Here is a 25,594-nt window from a genome sequence, read left to right as displayed (position 1 = left end):
GTACCGGCCCCTTCGCGGGCACGCCCGCTCCCACAAGGTCCGCGTTATCGCTGAACACTGTGGGAGCGGGCATGCCCGCGAAGAGGCCGGCACAGCCACTATATCCTTTCTGTTGTAGCCCCCAATGCCCCAAATCCCCCACATCGTCCAGCGCATCATCGAACTGCTCAAACGCTACCCCGGCATCATCGCGCTCGGCGGTTTCCTCTCCGGCATCGGCAGCTTCATCCTGGTCGACCGCCAGGCTGGCCTGGCCAGCTGGATAGCCGTGCTCATGCTGGTCAGCTGGCTCTGGCTGATGCTGGAAAACACCCTCACCGGCCTGTTCGCGCGCACCTTCAACCGCGAAATTCCACAGCCATTGCTGCGCTACGCGACGCAGATGATCCACCAGGAATCATTGTTCTTCGTACTGCCGTTCTTCTTCATCACCACCACCTGGAACAGCGGCCAGCTGGTGTTCACCGGCCTGCTCGGGGCCGCCGGGCTGATCTCGATCATCGACCCGCTGTACTACAAATGGCTGGCACCGAGGCGCTGGCTGTTCCTGGCGCTGCATACCCTGACCCTGTTCGCCGCCCTGCTGACTGCGCTGCCAATCATCCTGCACCTGACCACTGCGCAAAGCTTCAAGCTGGCCCTTATCGCAGCCATGGCCCTGTCGTTCCCCAGCCTTGTCAGCAGCTTCCCGATCAACAACTGGCGCCGCGCCGTGGCCCTGGTGGTGGTCACCCTGTCGGTCGGCGGCGGGGGCTGGCTGCTGCGCTCCTGGGTGCCACCAGCGACCCTGTGGATGACCGAAGTGGCGGTCAGCACCGAAGTACTGAACCGCCAGCCGAGCGATTCGCTGGACGAGATTGCCGCCAGCCGCATCCGTAGCAGCGGCCTGTACGCCTACACTGCGATCAACGCACCACGCGGCCTGAATGAGCGGATCTATCACGTGTGGCAAAAGGACGGCCAAGAAGTCGACCGTATTGCCCTGGACATCCACGGTGGGCGCAAGGAAGGCTACCGGGCCTGGACCCACAAACAGAACTTCCCGCCGAACCCGGTGGGCAAGTGGCAGGTGAGGGTGCTGACCGAAGATGGCCAGGTGATTGGCGTGCTGCGCTTCAAGGTGGTCGACGACGCGCAGGCTGGGTAGTTTTGCCCCTGCCTTGCGCAATCCCTGTGTAGGAGCAGCCTTGTGCTGCGAAAGGGCCGGTACAGCCAGACCATTCCCGTCGGCGCTTGCGGCCCTTTCGCAGCACAAGGCTGCTCCTACAGGTCCCTGCTGCAGATACGCACACAGCACATAATGACCAAACAGCCCATGCCCGCTGCGCTATGATCAGCCCCTAAGCCTTAGCGCCGAGTCAGTAGCATGGAGCCGATGACCACCCCCAGCGCCACCCTGGACACCAGTAGCCAACCGGCCTGCCTGCGCATTACCGGTGACTGGACCTTGGCGCACTACGCCAGCCTCAAGCGTGAGAGCGAGCGCCTGCGCGCGCAATACGCTGCCGATACCGTCGCCGACCTCAGCCAACTGGGCCGCCTGGATACCGCCGGTGCCTCGCTGCTGGCCGAACTGCTCGGCTCCGAGCGCCTGTCTCGCTGCACCCACGACCTGCCCGAAGCCAGCCGCGCGCTACTAAAGAACGTCTACTGCTCTGTGCAGGATTACTGCATCCCGGTCAAGGAACCCGAGCGCAACGTGCTGCTGTTGCTGCTGGAACGCATCGGCTGCGCCGTCGGTACCCTGTGGCAAGACACCATGCAGGTACTCGGCTTCGTTGGCCTGATCCTTGAAACCCTGCTGCGCCGGGCCCTGCAACCCCATCGCTGGCGCTTCACCCCGGTCGTGGCGCACATCGAACAGACCGGCCTGGACGCCGCGCCAATCGTCGCCCTGCTGACCTTTCTGGTGGGCGCAGTGGTGGCCTTCCTCGGCGCCACGGTGCTGGCCGATTTTGGCGCGACCATCTTCACCGTCGACCTGGTGGCATTCTCGTTCCTGCGCGAGTTCGCCGTGCTGCTGACCGCCATCCTCATGGCCGGCCGCACTGCCAGCGCGTTCACCGCACAGATCGGCTCGATGAAAGCCAACGAGGAAATCGACGCCATCCGCACCCTCGGCCTGAACCCCATGGAGCTGCTGGTGGTGCCGCGGGTACTGGCGCTGTTGATTTCGCTACCCTTGCTGACCTTCATCGCGATGATCTGCGGCATCGTTGGCGGCGCGGTGGTATGCGCGCTGACACTGGACATCTCGCCAGCCATGTTCCTGTCGCTGCTGCAAAGCGACATCGGCGTGCAGCACTTCCTGGTCGGCCTGGCCAAGGCTCCGTTCTTCGCCTTCCTGATCGCCGCCATTGGCTGCCTGGAAGGCTTCAAAGTCAGCGGCAGCGCCGAATCGGTGGGCGCGCACACCACCTCGGCAGTGGTGCAGTCGATATTCGTGGTCATCGTGCTGGATGCGGTGGCTGCACTGTTCTTCATGGAGATGGGCTGGTGAATGGCCAGGAACGCGTGATCGAGGCCCGCGGCATCTGCAACCGCTTCGGCCGCCAGAGCGTGCACGAAAACCTCGACCTCGACCTATATCGCGGCGAGATTCTCGCCGTGGTCGGCGGCTCGGGCAGCGGCAAGTCGGTACTGCTGCGCAGCATCATTGGCCTGCGGCGGCCGGACGAAGGGCAGATCAAGGTCTTCGGCCAGGACTTGGCCGGCCTGCGCGAAGAGCAGCGTTCACTGGTCGAACGGCGCTTCGGCGTACTGTTCCAGAAGGGCGCGCTGTTCTCTTCGCTGACCGTCACCGAAAACGTGGCATTGCCGCTGATCGAGCACGCCGGGCTGTCCCGCGCCGATGCCGAGCACCTGGCCGGAGTGAAGCTGGCCCTGGCCGGGCTGCCGATCTCGGCCGCCGACAAGTACCCGGCTTCGCTGTCGGGGGGCATGATCAAGCGCGCAGCGCTGGCCCGTGCCCTGGCACTGGACCCGGACATCCTGTTCCTCGACGAGCCCACCGCCGGCCTGGACCCGATCGGCGCCGCCGCCTTCGACCAGTTGATTCTGACCCTGCGTGACGCCTTGGGCCTGTCGGTGTTCCTCATCACCCACGACCTCGACACGCTGTACACCATTACCGACCGCATCGCCGTGCTGTCGCAGAAGAAGGTCCTGGTGGCCGGCCCGCTGGCAGAGGTCGAGCAGACCGACGACGCCTGGATTCAAGAATACTTTCATGGCCCACGCGGGCGCGCAGCCGAGCAGGCCGCCACCCGTGCCGGGCAGGAGCGCTGAGCAATGGAAACCCGAGCCCATCACGTTCTTATCGGCCTGGTCACTGTCCTGGTGGTGGCCGGCGCCATGTTTTTCGGCCTGTGGCTGGCCAAGTCGAGTGTCGACGACGCCTTCAAGGACTACGAAGTGGTGTTCAACGAAGCCGTCTCCGGCCTGTCCCGCGGCAGCCCGGTGCAGTACAACGGCATCAAGGTGGGTGATGTGTCCACCCTGCGCCTGGACCCGAAAGACCCGCGCCGGGTACTGGCACGGGTGCGCCTGAGCGCCGACACCCCGGTGAAGGAAGACACCCAGGCCAAGTTGACCCTGGCCGGTGTGACCGGCAACTCGTTCATTCAGCTCAGCGGCGGCACCCCGCAAAGTCCTGAGCTGAAAGGCAAGGACGGCAAGCTGCCGGTGATCATCGCCTCGCCCTCGCCAATCTCGCGCCTGCTCAATGACAGCAGCGACCTGGTGACCAACATCAACCTGCTGCTGCACAACGCCAACCAGATGTTTTCCGAAGACAACATCGGCCACCTCAGCAACACCCTGTCCAACCTCGACAAGACCACTGGCGCCTTCGCTGGCCAGCACGGCAGCATCACCCAGGCCATCGAGCAACTGGTGCAGGTGGGCAAGCAGGCCAGCGCCACCTTGGCCGAAACCCAGGCACTGATGCGCAATGCCAACGGCCTGCTCGGCAGCGAAGGCAAGCAGGCAATCGGCAGCGCCGAGCAAGCCATGCAGTCACTTGCCGAGAGCACCGCCACCATCAACCGCCTGCTCGAGGACAACCGCGAAGCCATTGGCGACGGTGCACAGGGCCTGAACCAGCTGACCCCGGCGATTCGCGAGCTGCGCGAAACCCTCAACGCACTCAAAGGCATTTCCCGGCAACTGGAGGCCGACCCTAGCGGCTACCTGCTCGGCCGCGACAACAACAAGGAGTTCCAACCATGAAACCGTCGCTGCGCCTGCTGGCTCTGGCGGCCGCATTGAGCCTGGCCAGTGCCTGCTCGATCCTGCCGCAGAGCGAGCCCGTCGACCTGTACCGCCTGCCCGTGAACCAGCCCGGCCGGACGGCGCCGGCGCTGGACTGGTCATTGCGCCTGAACAAGCCGCTGGCCAGCGAAGTGCTGGCCGGGCCACGGATTGCCGTGATTCCCCAGGGCGATGTGGTCAGCAGCTACAAGGGCGCGCGCTGGAGCGATGCAGTGCCGGTGTTGGTCCGCAACCGCCTGCTCGATGGTTTCCAGCGTGACGGCCAGGTGCAACGCCTGAGCGCCGACGACAGCAACCTGCAGGCCGACTACGAGCTGGCGGGTGAGCTGCAGGCATTCCAGACCGAGTACCGCACGGACGGGGCGGTGGAGGTGGTGATCCGCTATGACGCACGCCTGGTGCAGGGCCGCACCCAACGGATCCTGGCCAGCAAGCGCTTCGAAATCCGCCAGCCATTGGCCGATAAGCAGGTGTCAGCGGTGGTTGCCGGCTTTGGCAAGGCCTGTGACCAACTGACCGGGCAGGTGGTCAGTTGGACCATTGCGCAAGCAGCCAGCGCTCCTGCTCACTGAACCCCTGCCTGCTTTTTGTGGGTGCGGCCTTGTGTCGCGAAAGGGCCGCGAAGCGGCCCCGGCGATTCTTGCATGAGCGCCGAAATCCTGGGGCCGCTGTGCGGCCCTTTCGCGACACAAGGCCGCTCCCACAACGGTCCGCGTCAGGCGAAGAACCAGTAGCAGACGAAGATCGCTGCGACCACACCGGAGAATTCGGCCAGCAGCGCACACCCCACCGCATGCCGCACGCGCTGGATCCCCACCGCACCGAAGTAAACCGCCAGCACGTAGAAGGTAGTTTCGGTACTCCCCTGAATCGTCGCAGCAACCAGCGCCGGGAAGCTGTCCACGCCTTGGCTCTGCATGGTCTCGATCAGCATCGCCCGCGCCGCGCTGCCGGAGAACGGCTTGACCAGAGCAGTGGGCAGGCCCTCCACGAAGCGGGTGTCCAGGCCCATCCAGTTCACCGCATGGCGAATACCGTCCAGGGCCAGCTCCAGCGCGCCTGAAGCACGCAGCACTCCCACTGCCACCAGCATCGCCACCAGATAGGGCAACAGGTTCTTGGCCACGTCGAAGCCTTCCTTGGCGCCTTCGACAAAGGCTTCATAAACCTTCACCCGCTTCAAGGCACCAATCACCAGGAAAAGGATGATCACGCCAAACAGCGTGAGGTTACCCAGAATCGACGACAAGCTGGCCAGCGCCGCTGCCGACAAGGTGCCAAGAAAAGCCATGAAACCACCCAGCAGCAAAGCGCCGGGGATGAAGTAGGCGAGCACAACCGGGTCCCACAGGCGCAGGCGCTGCATCACCGCCACCGACAGCAGGCCGACCAGGGTCGAGACACTGGTGGCCAGCAGGATGGGTAGAAACACCATGGTCGGGTCCGCCGCGCCTTGCTGGGCCCGGTACATGAAGATGGTTACAGGCAGCAGCGTCAGCGACGAGGCGTTGAGCACCAGGAACAGGATCTGCGCGTTGCTCGCCGTGGTGCTGCTGGGGTTCAGCTCCTGCAGCGCGCGCATGGCCTTCAGGCCGATCGGCGTGGCGGCGTTGTCCAGGCCCAGCCCGTTGGCGGCAAAGTTCATGGTGATAAGGCCCAGCGCCGGGTGACCGGGTGGAACTTCCGGCATCAGCCGGGCGAACAGCGGGCCGAGCACCTTGGCCAGCCACTCGACGATGCCAGCCTTCTCGGCGATCTTGAGAAAGCCCAGCCACAGGGTCAGCGTGCCGAACAGCAGCACCATCACCTCGACCGACAGCTTGGCCATGGCGAATATGCTCTCGACCATCGCCGCGAAGATGCCGGCGTTGCCGCCTACCAGCCATTGGGCCAGGGCGGACACTGCCGCCACCAGGAAAAAGCCAAGCCAAAGGCCGTTGAGCATCCGAGTGTTCCCCCTGAAAAATGCCCGAATGATAGCGTATCGGGGCTCAAGGCTGGAGACCGCAGGCGAGGGCTGCGCCCTCGTATCGCGACACAAGGCCGCTCCCACAGAGATCGGCGAACACCGGCCATTGTGGGAGCGGCCTTGCGTCGCGAAAGGGCCGCAAAGCGGCCCCAAATCTCACAGGCAACAAAAAGCCCCGACAAGTCGGGGCTCTTGGTCAAAAAAGCAGTCAGGCTCAGCGCTTGGCAGCTTCGCCAACCATGGCCGCTTCCTGCTTACCGGCCATCAGCGAGGCGTAGTACTTCTCGCCTTTGGCTGCGTCGTACATGCCTTCCCAACGGGCGATGACCAGGGCTGCCAGAGCGTTGCCGACAACGTTCAGCGCTGTACGGGCCATGTCCATGATCCGGTCGACACCGGCGATGAAGGCCAGGCCTTCCAGCGGGATGCCAACGCTGCCCAGAGTGGCCAGCAGCACCACGAAGGAAACACCCGGTACGCCAGCGATACCCTTGGAAGTGACCATCAGGGTCAGCACCAGCAGCAGCTGCTGGCTCCACGACAGGTCGATACCGTACAGCTGGGCAATGAAGATTGCCGCGATGCTCTGGTACAGGGTCGAACCGTCGAGGTTGAACGAGTAGCCGGTCGGTACCACGAACGAACAGATCGACTTCGGTGCACCGTACTTCTCCATCTTCTCGATCACGCGCGGCAGCACGGTTTCGGAGCTGGAGGTGGAGTAGGCGAGGATCAGCTCATCTTTCATGATGCGCATGATCTTGATCACCGAGAAGCCGAACAGGCGGGCGACCAGGCCCAGCACCATGAAGGCGAAGAAGGCGATGGCGAAGTACACCAGCAGCACCAGCTTGGCCAGCGGCAGCAGCGAGCTGAAACCGAAGTTGGCGACGGTCACGGCGATCAGGGCGAACACGCCGATAGGGGCGTAGTTCATGATCATGTGGGTGACCTTGAACATGGTCTCGGAAACCGCCTGGAAGGTACGTACCAGCGGGTCGCGCAGCTCTGCCTGCAGGCTCGACAGGCCCAGGCCGAACATTACCGAGAAGAAGATGATCGGCAGCATTTCGCCACGCATCAGCGCTGCGAAGATGTTCGACGGGATCAGGTTCAGCAGGGTTTCGATGAACGCGTGCTCATGCTGCACTTCGGCCGCGGTGGCCTGGTACTTGGAGATGTCCACGGTCCCCAGGGTGCTCATGTCAATGCCGGCGCCCGGGTGGAACAGGTTGGCCAACACCAGCCCGACGACGATGGCGATGGTGGTCACCACTTCGAAGTAGATGATGGTCTTCAGGCCGATGCTGCCCAGTTTCTTCGCGTCGCCAACCCCGGCGATACCCACGATCAGCGACGAAATCACGATCGGGACGACGATCATCTTGATCAGGCGAATGAAGATGTCACCAGCAGGCTGGAGGACATTGCTGATCCACCATGCCTTTTCTGCACTGAAATGATTCAGTAGCGCGCCGATTGCAACACCCAGGACCAGACCGATGACGATCTGCCAGGCGAGGCTCAGTTTTGCCTTCTTCATGTCTTTACCCTTTGTTCTAGTGGTCATGGCTACCCAACGGAAAAGCCCGTAACAGAGCCGTTGGCTAGGTCACGAGCAGCAGCTGCTTCCGTCCGGCGACTTCATGTAAGGACACCGCAGGCAAGCGACAGGGCGCTCGACCGGCGAAAAAGGCGGCAACTATTGCGATGGCAAAGGGGGAAATCTAATGCCGGAAGCGCATGACCCATGCCGTTTATGCATAACGTTTCTGACCAAAACGGGAGGTTCGCAAGTGCTTGATTTACAACGTTCGGAATCCCGAACAAGACCAAACCGCCATATTTAGGCAGATTTGGCAGGATGAAAAGGATGGGGAAGATGGCCTGTTCGACAATCCGAATGGCTGAAATGCCGCTTGAACAAGCGCCGGTATGATCGAAAAAAATTGATGTGCGGTCGAGACAAAATGTGTCTCGAAGAGAAAATCGTGCAGGGAAGAGACGTTTCCTACATGGCTCCTCGGAAGCCAGGTCTGGTCAAGTGCCCCTATGACACCGCCGACCTGAAACTTCCGATTCCGCCTTTCCTGACCCGGCCCATTGCTGGAGGTACTCCCTGTACCCCTAGGCCACTCCGATCCTGCAACAATCAGAACGGCCCGGCCCCTTGGTCATGTGCAGCCCCTCCTCGGGGCGGCGCATCATAGAAGGCTGAAATATAGAAAGGTTCAGCTTCTATTGTGTGACAGTGCATGACCTTTCATCCGTACCGGGTACAAACGCTCAGTACCAGTTCGGGTCACGCTTGAGCTGCTCCTGCAGCATCGCCTTCATGCCGTCGTCCGGTTCACCCAGCCAGCGGTACTGCGCATGGCGGGTGGGCGACTTGTCGTTGGGCAAACCTTCGGGTACCTCCACGAGCATCCCGTAGGCATCGTCCTTGTCCCAGCTGAACGCCACGATCAGGCGCTTGTAGGTGCAGTTGTCCGGGCCTTCGCATAATGGGCCGACCAGATACTTGTCGCCGTCTTCGGTAACGGCAGACATCTGCTGCTGGGCACTGCCGGTCAGATTGACCACCCAATCAGGCAGGCGTTCCTCGCCTTTGATCGTGTCCTGCCAGGTTTCCCGGTACTCAGGGTCCGAGCCGAGCAACTGGTCGACCCGGACCTGGCCGTCATTGGCCGCCATCGCCGCCGCACTGCCGCCCAGTAACAGGGCGGCAGCCAGGGATGTCCAACGCTTCCTGCCCATCTTCAACCTCGTCCACGTCCAAAGAAGAAGGAGGCTACGAACAGCACCAGGAAGACAATGAACAGAATCTTCGCGATACCGGTGGCAGCGCCCGCGATACCACCGAAGCCCAGTACGGCGGCGACAATGGCGATGATGAGGAAAGTGATAGCCCAACTCAGCATGGTGGTTCTCCTTTCTTTTTCAGAATCGGTCTGGTCGGCGGTCAGAACACCCAGCGGTCCTGGGGTACGACATTTTCCAGCGTGGCCGGTGAGGTAGTGGCCTGGCCGGTTGGCAGCGGGTCGACGGCCTTGACCAGGGTGTTGGCACGGGTTGCCTGAATCTGCGTCAACAGGGCGGTCTGCGCCGCCACTTGCTCGGCCAGGCGCGCGGTCTGCCAGCTGTAATAGAAGAGGCCAGCGGCCAAGGTCAGCAACAACGCCAAGCCGAGTGACAGCATCTGGCGCAGGGGCAGTGCGGCGCTCTGCAAACGGTTGACGGATTGGCGGTTCATGCCGGCTCCTCCTGCTGTAATTCTTGTTCAAACCTGAACAGGTAATTGCAGCCTGCATGCCAGCCTTTTGATCCAGATAAAATTCAATAAAATCAAATAGTTATCCGAATCGCCCGAAATCGGCAAGGACGTATCCTGCACGATGCGGTCCGTGCAGCCGTGCGAATTGCACGATCAGCCCTCGACCTTGGTCGCCACCTTGAGCAGGTCGGCATCCACCCCGCGCACGCCGATGATCTGCCGGGCGATCTCCACGGCGATGGTTTTCTGCTCGCTGCTGACCACTTCGCCCGAAAGCCGAACCAGCCCCTCTTCGCTGGCCACCTTAAGGTTCAGGCCATCAAGGTTGCGGCTGAACCGGTAGCTGTTCTGGATCTTGTCGATGATCCAGCTGTCGCTCGGCTGCGGGCCGGTCGGCACCCCCACCGGAGCTTCCCGGGCCTTGGCCATGGCGGCACTATCGAGGCTGACCAGGTTGTTGACCAGGTGCACGCCCTCGGTGGTACGCGCCACCACGCCAGCCAGCTCCTTGGCCTCGGCACTGTCGACCTTGCCGCGCAGGGTCACCACGCCTTCGCTGCTCTGTACATCTATAGGCGCCTTCTCGGTGGTACGGCTCCACAACAGCCGCGCACGGATCACTGCAGCCAGGGTGGCATCCTCCAGGCGCTGGGCATAGGCACGCAACTCCAGCGGGCGTTCCACCAGCTGGGCATTGACCTGCAGCTGGTTGTCCACTTGCTCGATGCCACGGGTAGCCAGGGCCACATGCTCTGCCAGCTGGCGCTCGACGTCGTTCTCCACCTCCCCGGAAAGCCGCGCCTGCTTGCCGTCCACCTCGACCTGGATACGGAACGGGTCGAGCATGCGGTTCAGCGACAGGGCGGTTTGCAGCGCCCCCTCCAGGCGGGCGTCCTGTACCGGATCGGCGACTACCGGCGTGAACCCTGGTAGCAGGGTGGCTGCCAACATGGCGGCGCGGATGGAAAAGCGCATGACAGTGCCTCCTCTTGTAGGCAAAAACTGAAAATCCTCGCAACCAATGTGCCACCGTGACCCTCTAAGAAAATCATCTGAAAAGCGCGGCCTCCAAGCGCCGATTGGCCAGTGGCTAGCATGCAAAGGACAGGTTCCTTCACAATGGACCATGCAACTTGCCCGATTTTTCCCACACTAAATGAAGATCTTTCCTAAAGGAGCGCAGCACATGGAGTCAGCCCAGGACAACCAAGGCCGCATTCTGCTGGTGGATGACGAGTCCGCGATCCTGCGCACCTTCCGCTACTGCCTGGAGGACGAGGGCTACAATGTGGCCACCGCCAACAGCGCCGCCCAGGCCGAAGCCTTGTTGCAACGCCAGGTCTTCGACCTTTGCTTCCTCGATTTGCGCCTGGGCGAGGACAACGGCCTCGATGTGCTGGCGCAGATGCGTATCCAGGCCCCCTGGATGCGGGTGGTGATCGTCACCGCACACTCGGCGATCGATACGGCGGTAGACGCGATCCAGGCCGGTGCCGCCGATTACCTGGTCAAACCGTGCAGCCCCGACCAGCTGCGCCTGGCTACTTCCAAGCAGTTGGAAGTGCGTCAGCTTTCCGCGCGCCTGGAGGCCCTGGAAGGTGAAGTGCGCAAACCCAAGGACGGCCTCGACTCGCACAGTCCGGCGATGATGGCAGTGCTGGAAACCGCCCGCCAGGTCGCTACCACCGATGCCAACATCCTCATCCTTGGCGAGTCAGGCACAGGTAAAGGTGAGCTGGCCCGGGCCATACATGGCTGGAGCAAGCGCGCGCGCAAATCCTGCGTGACCATCAACTGCCCGTCACTGAACGCCGAGCTGATGGAAAGCGAGTTGTTCGGCCACACCCGCGGCGCCTTCACCGGCGCCAGCGAAAGCACCCTGGGGCGTGTCAGCCAGGCTGATGGGGGCACGCTGTTTCTCGACGAGATCGGCGATTTCCCACTGACCTTGCAGCCCAAACTGCTGCGTTTCATCCAGGACAAGGAATACGAGCGCGTCGGCGACCCGGTCACCCGTCGCGCCGATGTGCGTATCCTCGCCGCCACCAACCTCAACCTCGAAGAGATGGTGCGAGAGAGCCGCTTCCGCGAAGACCTGCTGTATCGCCTGAATGTCATCACCCTGCACCTGCCGCCGCTGCGCGAGCGCAGTGAAGACATCCTGACCTTGGCCGACCGCTTTCTCGCCCGCTTCGTCAAGGAATACTCCCGGCCTGCCCGCGGTTTCAGTGACGAAGCCCGCACAGCCCTGCTCAACTACCGCTGGCCCGGCAACATTCGCGAACTGCGCAACGTGGTAGAGCGGGCCAGCATCATCTGCCCGCAGGAACGTGTGGAAATCAGCCACCTGGGCATGGGCGAGCAGCCTGCAGGCAATGCTCCGCGCGTCGGCGCCGCGCTGAGCCTGGATGAGCTGGAACGCGCCCATATCGGCGCGGTGCTGGCCGCCAGCGATACCCTTGACCAGGCAGCCAAGACCTTGGGGATCGATGCCTCCACCCTGTACCGCAAGCGCAAGCAGTACAACCTGTGAGGTGGCGTCCCATGAAGCTGCGCACGCGGCTTTTCCTCAGCATCTCGGCGCTGGTCACCGTGGCCCTGCTCGGGCTGCTGCTGGGCCTGGTCAGCGTGCTGCAAATGGCCACGGTGCAGCAGCGACTGGTGCGCGATACCACCCACACCCTGGAAACAGGACTGAAGTTGCGCCAGAACCTTGGCGAACAGTTGACCCTGATCCTTGATGAAGACACCGCCCCGGAGAACCTGCGGCTGCTGCAGGAAAACTTCCAGAAACTGCTCGAGCAAGGGCTGGACCAAGGCGGCGAGCGCACCGGCTTCAGCAAGGCCAGCAGCAATTACCAGGCCTTCCTCCAGGCCTATCGCGACAGCCCGGCGCCCTCGCGCAGCATGGGGGTTGAGCAACCACTGGGGGCCGCGTTCAACCAGGTCCGCACCGACCTGATCGATTCCCACAAGCAGGCCCTGGAGCACATCACCCGCAGCGAGGAGCACACCCGCGATCACGCCCTGCTGGTCAGCGGTGTACTTGGCCTGATGGGCCTGGTGGTACTGGTACTGGGCTTCATCACCGCCCACAACATTGCCCGGCGCTTCGGCCAGCCGATCGAAGCCTTGGCCAAAGCAGCCGACCAACTCGGCAAGGGCGATTTCGACGTTACCCTGCCGGTCACACAAGCCACGGAACTGAACCAACTGACCCGACGCTTTGGCCTGATGGCCGATGCCTTGCGCAAGCACCAGGCCACCAACGTCGATGAACTGCTGGCCGGCCAGCAACGCTTGCAGGCCGTACTGGATAGCATTGACGATGGCCTGCTGATCATCGATCGCCAAGGCCGCCTGGAGCACCTCAACCCGGTGGCGCAGCGCCAGCTGGGCTGGACCGATAGCCGCGCAGGCAGCAGCCTGGCCGAAGCCCTGCAGCGCCCAGAGCTGGAACAGCAGCTACGCCAGGTACTGCGCGGCGGCAACCTCGACCGCCAGCCTGACGACCTGAACATGGACGTCGATGACGAAACGCGCCTGCTCGCCTACAGCCTGACTCCAGTCAGCCACCCGCAAGGGCCGATACTTGGCGCGGTGATGGTATTGCACGATGTAACCGAGCAGCGAGCCTTCGAACGCGTGCGCAGCGAATTCGTGCTGCGCGCTTCCCATGAGCTGCGCACTCCGGTGACCGGCATGCACATGGCCTTCGGCCTGTTGCGCGAGAGGCTCAAGTTCCCGCCCGAGTCGCGCGAGCATGACCTGCTGGAGACCATCGGCGAGGAAATGCAGCGCCTGACCCAGTTGATCAACGACCTGCTCAACTTCAGCCGCTACCAGAGTGGGATGCAGAAGCTCGATCTGGCTCCCTGCGCCATCGACGAACTGCTGGGGCGTGCACAACAGCGCTTTGCCGAACCGGCGGCGCACAAGCAGATCGAGCTGATCACGGAGCTGGAGCCGCCGCTACCGCGTATCCAGGCCGACGTCACCCAACTTGACCGGGTGCTGGACAACCTGTTGCACAACGCCATCCGCCATACCGCCAGCGGTGGGCGTATCCGCCTGCACGCACGACGGCATGCGGAGCGGGTGATCATCAGTGTCGAAGATAACGGCGAAGGCATTGCCTATGGGCAACAAGGGCGCATCTTCGAGCCCTTCGTACAGGTAGGGCGCAAGAAAGGCGGCGCGGGGCTGGGGCTGGCGTTGTGCAAAGAGATCGTGCAGCTGCATGGCGGGCGCATGGGCGTGTTTTCCCGACCGGGGCAGGGGACCCAGTTCTACATGGCCCTGCCGGTCTGACGGCTCGTGACTCGCCCCCTGTAGGAGCGGCCTTGTGTCGCGATGGGCTGCACAGCAGCCCCCTGCGATATCTGCACTGTTGCCAAGATCCTGGGGCTGCTTTGCAGCCCATCGCGACACAAGGCCGCTCCTACAGGGAACTCGCAGGCCAGCAACAATCACTCAATGCTCAACCCGCCGCGGCAACCGTCCTCGGGTCACCAGTTCGGCAAACTGCCGGGCATTCAGTGGCCGGGCAAAAAGCCAGCCCTGGCCATAATTGACCCCTTCGCTGTTCAGCAGTACCGCTTGGTCTTCACACTCGATGCCTTCGGCAATCACCCGCAGGTGCAGGTCGTGGGCCATGCGGATGATATGCGGCGCAACACCGCTGCTGGCGGCGTCGTGCCCCAGGGCATCGATAAAGGCCTTGTCGATCTTCAAACAGTCCACCGGCAGGGTTTGCAGGTAGGCCAGGCTGCAATAACCCGTACCAAAATCGTCGATCAGCACCTGATGCCCCACCGCGCGCAGCGCCTGCAGGTTGTCGCGCGCCACCACCACATCGATCAGGCCGCGCTCGGTCACCTCGAAGGCAATCTGGCTGGCCGCCACCCGGTGCATGGCCAGCAAGCGTGCCGCCACCCGTCCAATGCGCGGCACCATCACATCGCAAGCCGCCAGGTTCACCGATATGTACAAGTTGGGGTGCGAGCGCAGCAGTTGCCCTAACTGTTCCAGCACACGCTGCAGGACAAAGTCGGTGATCTGGCGGATCTGCCCGGTGTTTTCCGCCAACGGGATGAACAGGTCCGGGCTGGTCAGGGTGCCGTCCGGGCGACGCCAGCGCACCAGGGCCTCCGCCCCGACACAGCGCCGGCTGTCGAGCTCGAAGATCGGCTGGTAGAGCACCTGCAGTTCGCCGCGACGCAAGGCATTCTGCAATTCCGAGCTCATCGACCGCCGCTGCAGGATCAGTTGCAACACCAGCCAGCCGATGCAGCAGGCCGCCAGCACACTGCCGGGGAACAGGAGCCAGAGCATGCCGTTCATCCTCAACGGCAGGCTCGCCCTCGGGGCAATCAGCACCAGTTGGTAGTCCGGTGACTTTGTCGGCATTCGGTAGATCAGGCGATCGCTGAGTTCGAGCAGCGCCTTGTGGCTGGTCGACCAGGCCGAGGGTGGCGGCCATACCTGCGGGGGGCCCAGCACGGGGATAGCCCGGGTGCCGTTGTCCAGCACCACGACCAGGCTGCCGCCCGGGGGCAGGTCGACCACATCGGTCAGGTGCCCACGAGAGGTGGATACCACGAACTTGCCCCTCCCCAGCATCAATGCGGCCAGGTTCTCGTTCGGCTCGGTCGTGGTATTCAGCCAGTAGCTGTAGGTCGGCCCCTGGATGTCGGGGATGCGCAAGGGTTCGAACGCCCGCTCATCACCGCGGTTCGAACAGGCGATATCACCATCCACGTATGCCGCTTCATATATGAAGCGTGAGCTCAGGCCTACCTGCTGCAATGCCGTCAGCATCGCCGGGCTGCAGCCGCGCAAGGGCTGCGCCTGCAACAGGTCGACCCCTTCGCGCAACTGGCCGAACACCTGCTCGAGGCGCTCGAGAAAGCGTTCGCCCTGGGCGTTCATCTGTGCACTCTCGCTTTGCTTCATCTGTTGCAGGGCAATGCCGATACTGGCAGAAAGCAACAGAGCCGCGCTGGCCAGTGCTGCCAATGTGGCCAGCATCCAGGGACGGTAGAAAATTTGGCGCAGCAAGGCGATCAAGGCTGACATCGAAGGCATCCAGTTGATAACTAAGGTATAGCAACTGGATCAGGAATCACCTCGCCGTTTGGCGTTTCGTTCGCTTGTTGGGAGATCGCCATCTCCCAAGGCTGCGCTGTCGCGCAGAGAACTCGATTTGCAGGCGCTACACGGACTCTGTGGGAGCGGCTTTAGCCGCGAACACCGGCGCAGCCGGTGCCATGCACCGCGTTGGGTTCTTCGCGGCTAAAGCCGCTCCCACAGGGCACGAGGATCGCTTGCGAATTCAGTTATCTGTGCGACAGCGCAGACCAAAGGGCTGGGCAATCTCCCACAGAGCCTCGCTGGCGGCTCAACGCATGCGGTTGAGCACCTGGAGCATCGCGGCCGTCTGCGCATCCGGCATGCCATCGAAGCGCTGCGGGCGGAAACGCATCTGGAACGCGGCGATCACATGGCGGGTGGCAACATCCAGTACCCCGGTTTGCTCGATCGCATAGCCAAACCGGGCCAGCTCCTGCTGATACCAGCCAACGCTCGGTGGGTTGACGCTGAAATAGGCTTGCTGCCGTGCCACGGCATTGGCATCCGGCCAGACACCTAATCCGGCGTCGGCCAGGCGCTTCCACGGGAATAGCGGCCCCGGGTCAAGCTTGCGCAGCGGCGCGATATCGCTGTGGCCAATGATGTGCCGTGGTTCGATATTGTTACGTTTGACGATGTCCTTGAGCAGCGCGATCAGCGACTGGACCTGCGCTTCGCTGTAAGGATGCCAGACCCGGCCATTCGGCGTGTCGGTGAAACCCGGGTTGACGATTTCGATGCCGATGGAGGAGGAGTTCAGCCAGGTCCGGCCCTGCCACTGGCTATCACCGGCATGCCAGGCGCGGCGGCTTTCATCCACCAGCTGGTACACCGTCGCCGGGCCGTCACCAATCAAATAGTGGCTGCTCACTTCGCCATGGGTGAGCAACGCCAGGGAACGCTCCAGCGAAGCATTGGTGTAATGCAGGACAACGAACTGGATGCGGTTGTCCTGATTGACCGAAGGGTGGCTACGGTCGATGCGCAGGCCGGTCGAGCAACCGGCGACAGCCAACAGCAGGAAGGGAATCAGGGTTTTTTTAAGCGTGGAAAGCACGTCAGTGGCCTCAGCGTATGAGCGCTACAGTATAACGTGCTCCCCAAGGGCCGTGCTTGCCGCGAGTCAGCGGCTGCCAGCTATGCCTGCTCGACGCGGTTGCGTCCCGATTCCTTGGCCCGGTACAGCGCCGCATCAGCGCGCTTGAGCACCTGGTCGCCGCGCTCGCCGGGCCGGAATGCACCCAGGCCGATGGAGGTGGTTATTACCACCCGTTCGCCCTTGAAGTGGAACGGGCATGCCTCGACCGTGGCTCGCAGCACCTCGGCTATCTGGGCAGCGGCGGCCGGCGAGGTCTGCGGCAGTAACAGAACAAACTCCTCGCCGCCAAACCGGGCGATGAAGTCACCGCTGCGCAGGCGCTTGCGCAACTGGTCGGCGACGATCTTCAGTACCTTGTCCCCAGCCAGGTGACCATAGCTGTCGTTGATACGCTTGAAATGGTCCAGGTCGAGGATCGCCATCGCCAGATGGCCGCCATGAGCCTGCCATTCGAGCATTTCGCGCTCGACCCGCTCGCTCCAGGCCGCTCGGTTGGGCAAACCGGTGAGGGGATCGAGCAAGGCCTTCTGGCGCTGCTCTTCGAGGTGCTCGCGGTAGCCGAGTGCCTCGTGCTCCATGTTCGCCACCCGCTCCGAAAGCCCTTGCAGGCGCCCAGCCAGCTCCTGCTCGCGGCGATCACGCTCATGCTTGTGCTCGTCCATGGTCACCAACAGGCCTTCCAGACGGTTTTCCAGGATGTGCTTGAGGCTGTCGACGTCGGCGGCGCCTTGCACACTGCTCTGCAGCCCGTCGACGTGCTCACGCAGCTGGGTATCCAGCTCGCGGGCGGCCGAGCTGTTATCGGCATGGCCGGCGCTGGCCTCGTGCAGGTGGCTCTGGAAACCTTCCAGGCGTTCGTTGAGCTGCTGCAGATAGGTTTCGAATTCGTGCTGGCCGCTGTCGGTTATTGCCAGCATGAGCACGGCCAGGTCATCCAGCACCGGGATCAGCTCATACCAGTTCAGGCCGCGGGCGACCCGTTCACGCATCTCGAGCGCCTGGGCTTTGTGTCGCTCCGGCAGGCTGAGGTCATCGAGCAGGCCGATCAGGGTATGCTCGATGTGCTCGGCAACCTGGCTGTAGGGCGGTTCCACAGCGTAAGGCAGGGCGTAGGTGCCATCTTCACCGAAGGGTTCTTCGAGTGTTTGTGCCGGTTCTGCTTCAGCCGGACACTCGCTGGCGACAGCTTCCGATGCCGGCATGTCGTCCGGTAGCGGCTGCGGTAGCGGGGCCGGTGCCAGTTCGGCCGTTTCGATCAGCGCCGGGCCAGTAGCCTCCAGCACAGGCTTCGACGCTACGGCTGCTTCGACAACAGAAGCTGAAGAGGCTGGCAGCGGCAGGAGCGCGTCCACATCGTCGGGCTGCGGGGCATCGACGCCGGCCGGTGCCACCAAGGGCTGCGCCTCGACAACCGGAAGCGCGAGCGGCACAAGCTCTGGCTCGCCTTGCACGTCATCCTCGCGGCTGCCGAACAAGCGCTGCAAGAAGCCGGGCCGGGCGTCCTCAGCCGACTTGCCCAAGGCTGACAGCGCGCGGCCCTGCAAGCCGCTCAACTCGCCAAGCAACGGTGGCAAGTCGCGTGACTGGGCCACACCGCCATCTAGCTTCTTCGCCAGCTTTTTCAACGGCCGCGACACATCGTTTGGCAATGGCAGGCCTTGTAGTTGGCCCACCAGTGCGGCCAGCGCATCGCTGACCTGGTTCATGCGGGCTTCCCGGCGCTGCTCGGAGTCCAGCACCGCCTTTTCAAGACGTGGAATCAACCCGGCAAGGCCGGCGTCCATGTTGTCGCTGCGGATGACCTCGCGCATTTCCTTCATGCACTGGTCCACCACCTTGTCGCTGCCTTCGGCAGCCAGGGTGCTGCGTACCAGGCCGCGACGCAGCAGGTCGAGACGGGCGTCCCAACGGCGCTCAAGCTTTTCCTGCTGCTCGATGCTTTTCAGGTATTTCTCTTTCCAGCGCTCAGCGTCTTCAGTCATGCCCGGGTCCGCAAACGGTGATGGCAATTAGCTCAGGACCGGCAGCGTATCCACAGTCAATGCATCAGGCAATCGAATCTCGACAGCAACGGGAAGGTGGTCGGAAATTGGCTGCGCCAGCACCTCGACACGCTCCAGCGTGAGGCTTGGGCTGAGCAGGATGTGGTCCAGGCACCGCTGTGGGCGCCAACTGGGGAAGGTGGCTTCCACTTGTGGGGCAACCAGGCCCAAGTCGCGCAACGGCGAGTGCTCCAGCAGGTCGGTTGCATGGGTATTCATGTCACCCATCAGCACCTGGTGGCGGTAGCCGCCAATCAGCTCGCGGATGTAGCCCAGCTGCAAGGCGCGGGTCTTGGCTCCCAGGGCCAGGTGCATCATTACCACGATCAGCGCATCTTCGCCCTCGCCAAAGCGCACCAGGATCGCACCACGCCCAGACGGGCCGGGCAACGGGTGATCCTCCAGCAGCTGCGGCTTCAGGCGGCTGAGCACGCCATTGCTGTGCTGGGCAAAACGCCCAAGGTTGCGGTTGAGTTGCTGGTACCAGTAGGGGAAGGCCCCCAAGTGGGCAAGGTGCTCGACCTGGTTGACGTAGCCCGAGCGCATGCTACCGCCATCGGCCTCCTGCAAGGCCACCAGGTCGAAGTCGCCCAGCAGTTGGCCAATCTTCTGCAGGTTGCCGGCACGCCCGTTATGCGGCAGCAGGTGCTGCCAGCTGCGGGTCACGTAATGCCGGTAGCGCTCGGTGCTGATGCCCACCTGGATGTTGAAACTGAGCAGCCGCAAGCGACCATCCTCGGGCAGGCCAGGGGCCTGCAGGTGATGCTCATTGACCTGCGGCTGGTGCAAGCCAATGCCACGCGCGGTTCTGAAGCGGCGCATGGGTTACGCCGCTTACTTAGCGGCGCGCTCCTTGGCGATCAGCTGGTCGGCAACGTTGAGTACACCTTCCGGCCCGCCGGCAGTACCCAGGTCGAAGCGGTACTTGCCGTTGACCACCATGCTCGGCACGCCGGTGATCTCGTACTTCTTCGCCAGTTCCTTGGCCTGGTTGACCTGGCCCTTGATGGCGAACGAGTTGAAGGTGGCGAGGAACTTATCCTTGTCCACGCCTTGGGTGGCGAGGAAGTCGGCCATGTCCTGCGGGTCGGTCAGGCGCTTTTTCTGGTTCTGGATGGCATCGAACACCGCGGCGTGTACCTTCTGCTCGACGCCCATGGCTTCGAGGGTCAGGAACATCTGGCCGTGGGCGTCCCATGGGCCACCGAACATGGCCGGAACGCGCTTGAAGTTGACGTCCTTCGGCAGTTTGTCGACCCATGGGTTGATGGTCGGCTCGAAGTGGTAGCAGTGTGGGCAGCCGTACCAGAACAGCTCGACCACTTCGATCTTGCCAGGCACGGAAACCGGAACAGGGTTGCTCAGCTCGAGGTATTCCTTGCCGGCGACAGGCTCGGCGGCCTGGACGGCAGTCATACCGAATACGCTGGCAGCGACCAGCGCGGCGCTGAGAATCAGTTTACGCATGCTTTACTCCTGGGCAGTCATTGGTCGCCACGACGCGACCTGCACTGAGACAAGCCGGGAAGGGGTCGAGTTCTGTAGTGTAACGGCTGCGGACGGAAAAAAGGGCGGTCCGGCCGCCCTTTAATCATTGGCCTACAACATTAACTGAAAGTTAATACGCCGCCTGTAATGGCCCTATCGCCGGCAAGCCAGCTCCCACATTGCCAGCACCGACTTCCAGGCATGCACAGGCTGCTCCTACAGGCAATGAGGCAACATGACGGGGCAAGACAGTGGCTCCCACAGGTACTGCGCATGACTCAAAGTCGACGCGGTCGAGGTGGGAGCTGGCTTGCCGGCGATAGGGCCATCACAGGCTATCCGTGGCCTCAGTGCAGACCCTGGATGTAGCTGGCCAACGCCTCGATATCGTGGTTGCTCAACTTGCCGGCGATAGTGCGCATTGTCATGGCATCGCCATCGTTGGTGCGGTTGCCTTCGCGGAAGTCGGTAAGCTGCTTGGTCACGTACTGCGCGTGCTGCCCGCCCAGGTGCGGGAAGCCGGCCAGGGCGATACCCGCGCCGTTAGGCGAATGGCAGCCGGTGCAGGCAGGCATGCCTTTTTCCAGGTCGCCGCCGTTGAACAGCGCCCGGCCACGTTCGACCAGCTTGGGATCGGCGGCGCCCACGCTGCCTTTCTGGCTGGAGAAGTAGGCGGCGATATCGGCCAGGTCCTGGTCGCTGAACGCGGCCAGCATGCCGGTCATCTCCAGCACGGTACGCTTGCCCGACTTAATGTCATGCAATTGTTTTTCGAGGTAGCGCTGGCCTTGGCCGGCCAGTTTCGGGAAGTTCGGTGCCAGGCTGTTGCCGTCGGGGTTGTGGCAGGCGCCACAGACGGCCGTCTTGGCCTGGCCGGCGGCGGCATCGCCTTTGACGGGTTGCGCAGCAGTGGCCGCACCTGCGACACCCAGGGTCAACAGCAGACTCACGACTAGTTTGTTCATCAGCTAATCCAACACGGCTAAGGGTGAAATGTTATGTATCGGGACTGCCACTCATCCAAAGGATGACCAAACGGTAGTCCTCGGCACTGCAGTCCATGCACAATCCACGCGGCGGCATAGCCTTGAAACCCTGGGTAACGTGCTTCACCAGTACATCCATGCCTTGCGCCAGCCTTGGCTCCCATGCTGCCCGGTCACCCTGCCTGGGTGCCTGTGGCAATTGCCCGGTGTGACAGGCCGCACACGTGCGGTTGTACAACACCTCGGGATCCTGTGTAGCCTGTGCGCTGAAAAACGGCAGGAACATACCGACAGCAAGCAGCCATTTCGCCATGCGGAACGACCTTCAGGGTTGGGGGCCGCGCTGCGTTCTGTTGCGCGAGCTATTGTTCGACACCCCATGCCCGTTCTCCTTCGCTGGGAGAATGAGCACACAAAAACTGGGGCATTATATACTTCCGCCATCCAAACGGAAACGACACCGCTTGCCAGGCTCGGACCTGAAGAGTCAGGCAACACCCACATCGGATATCCCATGCAAGTCAAGAACCCCATCCTCGGCCTCTGCCAGAAAGCCAAATTCGCCCTCAGCGCTGCCAAGGTCGAACAATGCCCGGACGACCAGGGTTACGAGGTGGCTTTCGCCGGCCGCTCCAACGCCGGCAAATCCAGCGCCCTCAACACCCTGACTCATGCCAGCCTGGCGCGCACCTCGAAAACCCCCGGGCGCACCCAGCTGTTGAATTTCTTCAGTCTGGACGATGAACGGCGTTTGGTCGACCTGCCGGGCTACGGTTATGCAAAAGTCCCGATTCCGCTCAAGCAGCACTGGCAGAAACACCTGGAAGCCTACCTGGGCAGCCGGGAGTGCCTGCGTGGCGTGATCCTGATGATGGACGTTCGCCACCCGATGACCGACTTCGACAAGATGATGCTCGATTGGGCCAAGGCCAGCAGCATGCCGATGCACATCCTGCTGACCAAGGCCGACAAGCTGACCCACGGCGCGGGCAAGAACACCCTGCTCAAGGTGCAGTCGGAAATCCGCAAGGGCTGGGGCGACGGCGTGACCATCCAACTGTTCTCGGCGCCCAAGCGCCTGGGCGTGGAAGACGCCTACCGGGTGCTGGCGGACTGGATGGAGCTGGAAGACAAGCCTGTAGCCTGAGGCCTGCACCGTCCCCTCTGGGGGACATTACTGTGGGAGCGGGCGTGCCCGCGAAGAATCCAGCGCGGAGCATGGCCTGGGCTTCGCCCAGGTTCGCGGGCACGCCCGCTCCCACAGTGTTCTTCACCAGACTCAGGTCAAATTCCGGGCAAAAAAAACCCCGGACTTCGTATGGGGAGGGGGAAGTTCGGGGTCCAAGTCCGGACCGCTAGGGCGGGGTCCAGATATCTGCCAACACTTAACACAACATAGGAGCATCGAAAGGCTTCACCAGCCATTCAGTTACTCTGAGTTCCGCTTCACCGGTTTAGTTCCAAAGCCCTGAAAACTATTTGCGATAGTTTCATGAAACCTCAGCACCACTGGCACTGAGCCGTGCCAGGATCCGCATCCCTACGTCACGGATCCTACACAGCTTTCCCCGCCCGATCAGTGAGCTTCGTCCCAATTCGCACCAATTCCTGCCTCGACCAGCAGCGGCACATCCAGTTGCGCGGCCTTGCTCATGTGCTGACGAATTTCATCCTTTACCTGCTCGACCAGGTCCTCGCGCACTTCAAGTACCAGTTCGTCGTGTACCTGCAGGATCACCCGGGCATCCAGCCCGCTCTCGCGCAGCCAGTTATCCACATTGACCATGGCCCGCTTGATGATGTCGGCCGCAGTGCCCTGCATGGGGGCGTTGATCGCCGTGCGTTCGGCGCCTTTGCGCAGAGCCGGGTTCTTGGCATTGATGTCAGGCAGGTACAAGCGGCGGCCGAACAAGGTTTCGACAAAGCCTTGCTCCGCAGCCTGGGCACGGGTGCGCTCCATGTAGGCCAGCACGCCCGGGTAACGGGCGAAGTAGCGGTCGATGTAATCCTGCGACTGCTTGCGGTCGACGCCGATCTGCTTGGCCAGGCCGAAGGCGCTCATGCCGTAGATCAGGCCGAAGTTGATGGCCTTGGCACTGCGACGCTGGTCGGTGGTGACGTCTTCCAGAGCTACCCCGAATACCTCCGCCGCCGTGGCGCGGTGCACGTCCAGGTCGTTGCGGAAGGCATGCAGCAAGCCTTCGTCCTTGGCCAGGTGGGCCATGATGCGCAACTCGATCTGCGAGTAGTCCGCCGCCAACAGCTTGTAGCCCGGGCTGGCGACGAAGGCCTGGCGGATGCGCCGGCCTTCGGCGGTACGGATCGGGATGTTCTGCAGGTTAGGGTCGCTGGAAGAAAGCCGGCCGGTGGCCGCCACCGCCTGCTGGTAGGAGGTGTGGATACGCCCGGTGCGCGGGTTGATCTGCCCCGGCAGCTTGTCGGTGTAGGTGCTCTTGAGCTTGCTCAGGCTGCGGTACTGCATCAGTACCTCAGGCAGCGGGTAGCCTTGCTCGGCCAGTTCATCGAGCACTGCTTCCGCCGTGGATGGCTGGCCCTTGGTGGTCTTGCTCAGCACCGGCATGCCCAGCTTGTCGTAGAGAATCGCACCCAGCTGCTTGGGCGAACCGAGGTTGAATTCCTCACCGGCCAGCTCATAGGCGCGCTGCTCCAGTTCGGCCATCTTCACGCCCAGCTCACCGCTCTGCACCTGCAGCAGCGCGGCATCGACCAGCGCACCCTGGCGCTCGATCCTGGCCAGCACCGGCACCAGCGGCATCTCGATGTCCATCAGTACCGGCTGCACGCTCGGCGTCTGCGCCAGCCGTGCCTGCAGCGCGTGATGCAGGCGCAGGGTGATGTCGGCGTCTTCGGCGGCGTAGGGGCCGGCCTTGTCCAGGTGGATCTGGTTGAAGGTCAGCTGCTTGGCGCCCTTGCCGGCGATGTCCTCGAAGGCGATGGTGGTGTGGTCGAGGTACTTCTGCGCCAGGCTGTCCATGTCGTGACGGGTGGCGGTAGAGTTCAGCACGTACGACTCGAGCATGGTGTCGTAGGCCACGCCGCGCATTTCGATGGCGGGTGAGCCGTTGGCGAGGATGTTGATATCGTACTTGGCGTTCTGCCCGACCTTGGCCTTGGCCGGGTCTTCCAGCAGCGGCTTCAGCGCAAGCAGCACGGCGGCGCGGTCCAGCTGAACCGGCGCCCCCTCATAGTCATGGGCCAGCGGCACATAGGCCGCTTCATGCGGCTCGACAGCGAACGACACGCCAACCAGCTGCGCCTGCTGGGCGTCCAGGCTGGTGGTTTCGGTGTCGAAGGCGAACAGTGGCGCCTGACGCAGCTTCTCCAGCCAGAAGTCGAGACGGGCTTGGTCGAGGATGGTTTCGTACCTGGGCTCGGCCTTGGCCGCTTGCTCCACGATCGGCGCGATGTCGTCACCGGCCTTGGCCGCCTCACGCTGCACCTCGGCGACCCAGCTCTTGAACTCCATCTCGGTGTACAGCGCCAGCAACGCTTCACGGTCCGGCTCGCCGCACACCAGGGCATCTACTTCGATATCCAGGGGCACATCGACCTTGATGGTAGCCAGCTCATAAGACAGGAACGCGGCGTCGCGGTGCTCTTCCAGCTTGGCCGGCAGGGTCTTGGCGCCGCGAATGGCCAGCGCCGGGACCTTGTCCAGGTTGGCGTACAAATCGCTGAGGCCGCCGCCGATGCCGGTCAGCAGGCCCACCGCGGTTTTTTCGCCCACGCCCGGCACACCGGGGATGTTGTCGACCTTGTCGCCCATCAGCGCCAGGAAGTCGATGATATGTTCCGGGCCGACGCCAAATTTCTCGTGCACGCCAGCCACGTCCAGCACGCTTCCGGTCATGGTGTTGACCAAGGTAATGTGCCCGTCCACCAGCTGCGCCATGTCCTTGTCACCGGTCGAGATGATCACCGGGCGGCCCAGCGCGGCGCTGCTGCGCGCCAGGGTGCCGATCACATCGTCGGCCTCGACCCCTTCCACGCACAGCAGCGGGTAGCCCAGCGCCTTGACGCTGGCATGCAGCGGCTCGATCTGTACCCGCAGGTCGTCCGGCATGCTGGGGCGGTTGGCCTTGTATTCGGCGAACATGGCATCGCGGAAGGTACCGCCCTTGGCGTCGAACACCACCGCAAACAAGCTGTCGGGGTATTGCTTGCGCAGGCTCTTGAGCATGTTCAGCACCCCCTTCACCGCGCCGGTCGGCATGCCCTTGGAGGTGGTCAGCGGCGGCAGCGCGTGAAAGGCGCGGTACAGGTAGGAGGAACCGTCCACCAGGACGAGGGGCGCTTGGCTCATGAGCAGAA

The 25,594-nt window shown here is 62.9% G+C and carries 21 protein-coding genes and 1 pseudogene; 8 read left to right on the top strand and 14 right to left on the bottom strand.

All coding sequences use genetic code 11. The features are described 5' to 3' along the window. Nucleotides 1–124: 124 nt before the first annotated feature. The 5 genes from JV551A3_RS01575 (at nt 125) to JV551A3_RS01555 (ending at nt 4,844) form a co-directional block, all read left to right on the top strand. Nucleotides 125–1,147, top strand: a complete 1,023-nt coding sequence (locus JV551A3_RS01575; protein ID WP_133969858.1) for a DUF5924 family protein — start codon at nt 125–127, stop codon at nt 1,145–1,147. Between the two features lie 219 nt (nt 1,148–1,366). Then, nucleotides 1,367–2,500 carry an ABC transporter permease gene (locus tag JV551A3_RS01570; RefSeq protein WP_133969857.1) on the top strand — a complete coding sequence of 378 codons (1,134 nt, stop codon included), beginning with the start codon at nt 1,367–1,369 and terminating at the stop codon, nt 2,498–2,500. After that, on the top strand, nt 2,497–3,288 hold the full coding sequence (locus JV551A3_RS01565; protein WP_013970333.1) for an ABC transporter ATP-binding protein: 792 nt from the start codon (nt 2,497–2,499) through the stop codon (nt 3,286–3,288). The genes JV551A3_RS01570 and JV551A3_RS01565 overlap by 4 nt, the downstream gene beginning before the upstream one ends. A gap of 3 nt (nt 3,289–3,291) precedes the next feature. Then, nucleotides 3,292–4,230, top strand: a complete 939-nt coding sequence (locus JV551A3_RS01560; protein ID WP_133969856.1) for an MlaD family protein — start codon at nt 3,292–3,294, stop codon at nt 4,228–4,230. Next, nucleotides 4,227–4,844: an ABC-type transport auxiliary lipoprotein family protein gene (locus JV551A3_RS01555; RefSeq protein WP_133969855.1), complete on the top strand. Its 618-nt coding sequence runs from the start codon at nt 4,227–4,229 to the stop codon at nt 4,842–4,844. Before JV551A3_RS01560 ends, JV551A3_RS01555 begins: the two co-directional genes overlap by 4 nt. A gap of 143 nt (nt 4,845–4,987) precedes the next feature. On the opposite strand, the gene JV551A3_RS01550 is transcribed toward JV551A3_RS01555, so the two are convergent. The 6 genes from JV551A3_RS01550 to JV551A3_RS01525 all read right to left on the bottom strand — a co-directional run bounded on the left by JV551A3_RS01550 (nt 4,988) and on the right by JV551A3_RS01525 (nt 10,490). Then, entirely contained in the window at nt 4,988–6,217 is a 1,230-nt protein-coding gene (locus JV551A3_RS01550; RefSeq protein ID WP_133969854.1) for a nucleoside recognition domain-containing protein, read from the bottom strand. A gap of 238 nt (nt 6,218–6,455) precedes the next feature. Then, complete coding sequence (gene gltP, locus JV551A3_RS01545) at nt 6,456–7,784, bottom strand: glutamate/aspartate:proton symporter GltP (protein WP_025337235.1); 1,329 nt, start codon at nt 7,782–7,784, stop codon at nt 6,456–6,458. A 743-nt stretch (nt 7,785–8,527) separates the two neighbouring features. Then, a complete protein-coding gene (locus tag JV551A3_RS01540) occupies nt 8,528–8,998 on the bottom strand; it encodes an inhibitor of vertebrate lysozyme family protein (RefSeq protein ID WP_133969853.1) in 471 nt (156 codons plus the stop codon). Between the two features lie 2 nt (nt 8,999–9,000). Beyond that, nucleotides 9,001–9,162 (bottom strand): DUF1328 domain-containing protein, encoded by a 162-nt coding sequence (locus JV551A3_RS01535; RefSeq protein ID WP_003252966.1) that lies wholly within the window; start codon nt 9,160–9,162, stop codon nt 9,001–9,003. A 41-nt stretch (nt 9,163–9,203) separates the two neighbouring features. Continuing rightward, nucleotides 9,204–9,494, bottom strand: a complete 291-nt coding sequence (locus JV551A3_RS01530; protein ID WP_112251738.1) for a hypothetical protein — start codon at nt 9,492–9,494, stop codon at nt 9,204–9,206. A gap of 174 nt (nt 9,495–9,668) precedes the next feature. Next, a complete protein-coding gene (locus JV551A3_RS01525; RefSeq protein ID WP_133969852.1) occupies nt 9,669–10,490 on the bottom strand; it encodes a BON domain-containing protein in 822 nt (273 codons plus the stop codon). 211 nt (nt 10,491–10,701) lie between these two features. Here JV551A3_RS01525 and algB point away from each other — a divergent pair, with 211 nt between their 5' ends. Both algB and JV551A3_RS01515 read left to right on the top strand, forming a co-directional pair. Further along, nucleotides 10,702–12,048: a sigma-54-dependent response regulator transcription factor AlgB gene (gene algB, locus JV551A3_RS01520; RefSeq protein WP_112251736.1), complete on the top strand. Its 1,347-nt coding sequence runs from the start codon at nt 10,702–10,704 to the stop codon at nt 12,046–12,048. A gap of 11 nt (nt 12,049–12,059) precedes the next feature. Then, nucleotides 12,060–13,826 carry a KinB sensor domain-containing domain gene (locus JV551A3_RS01515; RefSeq protein WP_133969851.1) on the top strand — a complete coding sequence of 589 codons (1,767 nt, stop codon included), beginning with the start codon at nt 12,060–12,062 and terminating at the stop codon, nt 13,824–13,826. Nucleotides 13,827–13,988: 162 nt separating this feature from the next. Here JV551A3_RS01515 and JV551A3_RS01510 read toward each other — a convergent pair whose 3' ends face one another. The 7 genes and pseudogenes from JV551A3_RS01510 to JV551A3_RS01480 form a co-directional block, all read right to left on the bottom strand. Further along, on the bottom strand, nt 13,989–15,593 hold the full coding sequence (locus tag JV551A3_RS01510; protein ID WP_133969850.1) for an EAL domain-containing protein: 1,605 nt from the start codon (nt 15,591–15,593) through the stop codon (nt 13,989–13,991). Nucleotides 15,594–15,915: 322 nt separating this feature from the next. Then, the gene (locus JV551A3_RS01505; RefSeq protein WP_133969849.1) at nt 15,916–16,704 is read right to left on the bottom strand and encodes an N-acetylmuramoyl-L-alanine amidase; all 789 of its coding nucleotides are present in this window, start codon (nt 16,702–16,704) and stop codon (nt 15,916–15,918) included. 80 nt (nt 16,705–16,784) lie between these two features. Further along, nucleotides 16,785–18,728 (bottom strand): GGDEF domain-containing protein, encoded by a 1,944-nt coding sequence (locus JV551A3_RS01500; RefSeq protein WP_133969848.1) that lies wholly within the window; start codon nt 18,726–18,728, stop codon nt 16,785–16,787. A gap of 27 nt (nt 18,729–18,755) precedes the next feature. Further along, a pseudogene (locus JV551A3_RS01495) lies at nt 18,756–19,588 on the bottom strand (endonuclease/exonuclease/phosphatase family protein). A gap of 34 nt (nt 19,589–19,622) precedes the next feature. Beyond that, nucleotides 19,623–20,255: a thiol:disulfide interchange protein DsbA gene (gene dsbA, locus JV551A3_RS01490; protein WP_133969846.1), complete on the bottom strand. Its 633-nt coding sequence runs from the start codon at nt 20,253–20,255 to the stop codon at nt 19,623–19,625. A 368-nt stretch (nt 20,256–20,623) separates the two neighbouring features. Further along, a complete protein-coding gene (locus JV551A3_RS01485) occupies nt 20,624–21,241 on the bottom strand; it encodes a c-type cytochrome (protein ID WP_003256951.1) in 618 nt (205 codons plus the stop codon). A gap of 31 nt (nt 21,242–21,272) precedes the next feature. After that, nucleotides 21,273–21,575, bottom strand: coding sequence for a c-type cytochrome (locus JV551A3_RS01480; protein ID WP_015268479.1), 303 nt, complete (start codon nt 21,573–21,575; stop codon nt 21,273–21,275). A 201-nt stretch (nt 21,576–21,776) separates the two neighbouring features. Here JV551A3_RS01480 and yihA point away from each other — a divergent pair, with 201 nt between their 5' ends. Continuing rightward, nucleotides 21,777–22,409: a ribosome biogenesis GTP-binding protein YihA/YsxC gene (gene yihA, locus JV551A3_RS01475; RefSeq protein WP_019099202.1), complete on the top strand. Its 633-nt coding sequence runs from the start codon at nt 21,777–21,779 to the stop codon at nt 22,407–22,409. 429 nt (nt 22,410–22,838) lie between these two features. Here the strand turns inward: yihA and polA are convergent, their stop codons facing one another. Continuing rightward, entirely contained in the window at nt 22,839–25,586 is a 2,748-nt protein-coding gene (polA, locus tag JV551A3_RS01465; RefSeq protein ID WP_133969845.1) for a DNA polymerase I, read from the bottom strand. Nucleotides 25,587–25,594: the final 8 nt, after the last annotated feature.

Source organism: Pseudomonas inefficax, assembly GCF_900277125.1.
GTDB classification, from domain to species: domain Bacteria; phylum Pseudomonadota; class Gammaproteobacteria; order Pseudomonadales; family Pseudomonadaceae; genus Aquipseudomonas; species Aquipseudomonas inefficax.
This window is presented reverse-complemented; position numbering and strand designations above follow the sequence as displayed.

What these genes read in the sequence shown, in the direction of transcription:
- JV551A3_RS01575 (WP_133969858.1), top strand. Translation starts at nt 125, where the DNA reads ATGCCCCAAATCCCCCACATCGTCCAGCGCATCATCGAACTGCTCAAA.
- JV551A3_RS01570 (WP_133969857.1), top strand. Translation starts at nt 1,367, where the DNA reads ATGGAGCCGATGACCACCCCCAGCGCCACCCTGGACACCAGTAGCCAA.
- JV551A3_RS01560 (WP_133969856.1), top strand. Translation starts at nt 3,292, where the DNA reads ATGGAAACCCGAGCCCATCACGTTCTTATCGGCCTGGTCACTGTCCTG.
- JV551A3_RS01555 (WP_133969855.1), top strand. Translation starts at nt 4,227, where the DNA reads ATGAAACCGTCGCTGCGCCTGCTGGCTCTGGCGGCCGCATTGAGCCTG.
- JV551A3_RS01550 (WP_133969854.1), bottom strand. Translation starts at nt 6,217, where the DNA reads ATGCTCAACGGCCTTTGGCTTGGCTTTTTCCTGGTGGCGGCAGTGTCC.
- gltP (WP_025337235.1), bottom strand. Translation starts at nt 7,784, where the DNA reads ATGAAGAAGGCAAAACTGAGCCTCGCCTGGCAGATCGTCATCGGTCTG.
- JV551A3_RS01540 (WP_133969853.1), bottom strand. Translation starts at nt 8,998, where the DNA reads ATGGGCAGGAAGCGTTGGACATCCCTGGCTGCCGCCCTGTTACTGGGC.
- JV551A3_RS01535 (WP_003252966.1), bottom strand. Translation starts at nt 9,162, where the DNA reads ATGCTGAGTTGGGCTATCACTTTCCTCATCATCGCCATTGTCGCCGCC.
- JV551A3_RS01530 (WP_112251738.1), bottom strand. Translation starts at nt 9,494, where the DNA reads ATGAACCGCCAATCCGTCAACCGTTTGCAGAGCGCCGCACTGCCCCTG.
- JV551A3_RS01525 (WP_133969852.1), bottom strand. Translation starts at nt 10,490, where the DNA reads ATGCGCTTTTCCATCCGCGCCGCCATGTTGGCAGCCACCCTGCTACCA.
- algB (WP_112251736.1), top strand. Translation starts at nt 10,702, where the DNA reads ATGGAGTCAGCCCAGGACAACCAAGGCCGCATTCTGCTGGTGGATGAC.
- JV551A3_RS01515 (WP_133969851.1), top strand. Translation starts at nt 12,060, where the DNA reads ATGAAGCTGCGCACGCGGCTTTTCCTCAGCATCTCGGCGCTGGTCACC.
- JV551A3_RS01510 (WP_133969850.1), bottom strand. Translation starts at nt 15,593, where the DNA reads ATGTCAGCCTTGATCGCCTTGCTGCGCCAAATTTTCTACCGTCCCTGG.
- JV551A3_RS01500 (WP_133969848.1), bottom strand. Translation starts at nt 18,728, where the DNA reads ATGACTGAAGACGCTGAGCGCTGGAAAGAGAAATACCTGAAAAGCATC.
- dsbA (WP_133969846.1), bottom strand. Translation starts at nt 20,255, where the DNA reads ATGCGTAAACTGATTCTCAGCGCCGCGCTGGTCGCTGCCAGCGTATTC.
- JV551A3_RS01485 (WP_003256951.1), bottom strand. Translation starts at nt 21,241, where the DNA reads ATGAACAAACTAGTCGTGAGTCTGCTGTTGACCCTGGGTGTCGCAGGT.
- JV551A3_RS01480 (WP_015268479.1), bottom strand. Translation starts at nt 21,575, where the DNA reads ATGGCGAAATGGCTGCTTGCTGTCGGTATGTTCCTGCCGTTTTTCAGC.
- yihA (WP_019099202.1), top strand. Translation starts at nt 21,777, where the DNA reads ATGCAAGTCAAGAACCCCATCCTCGGCCTCTGCCAGAAAGCCAAATTC.
- polA (WP_133969845.1), bottom strand. Translation starts at nt 25,586, where the DNA reads ATGAGCCAAGCGCCCCTCGTCCTGGTGGACGGTTCCTCCTACCTGTAC.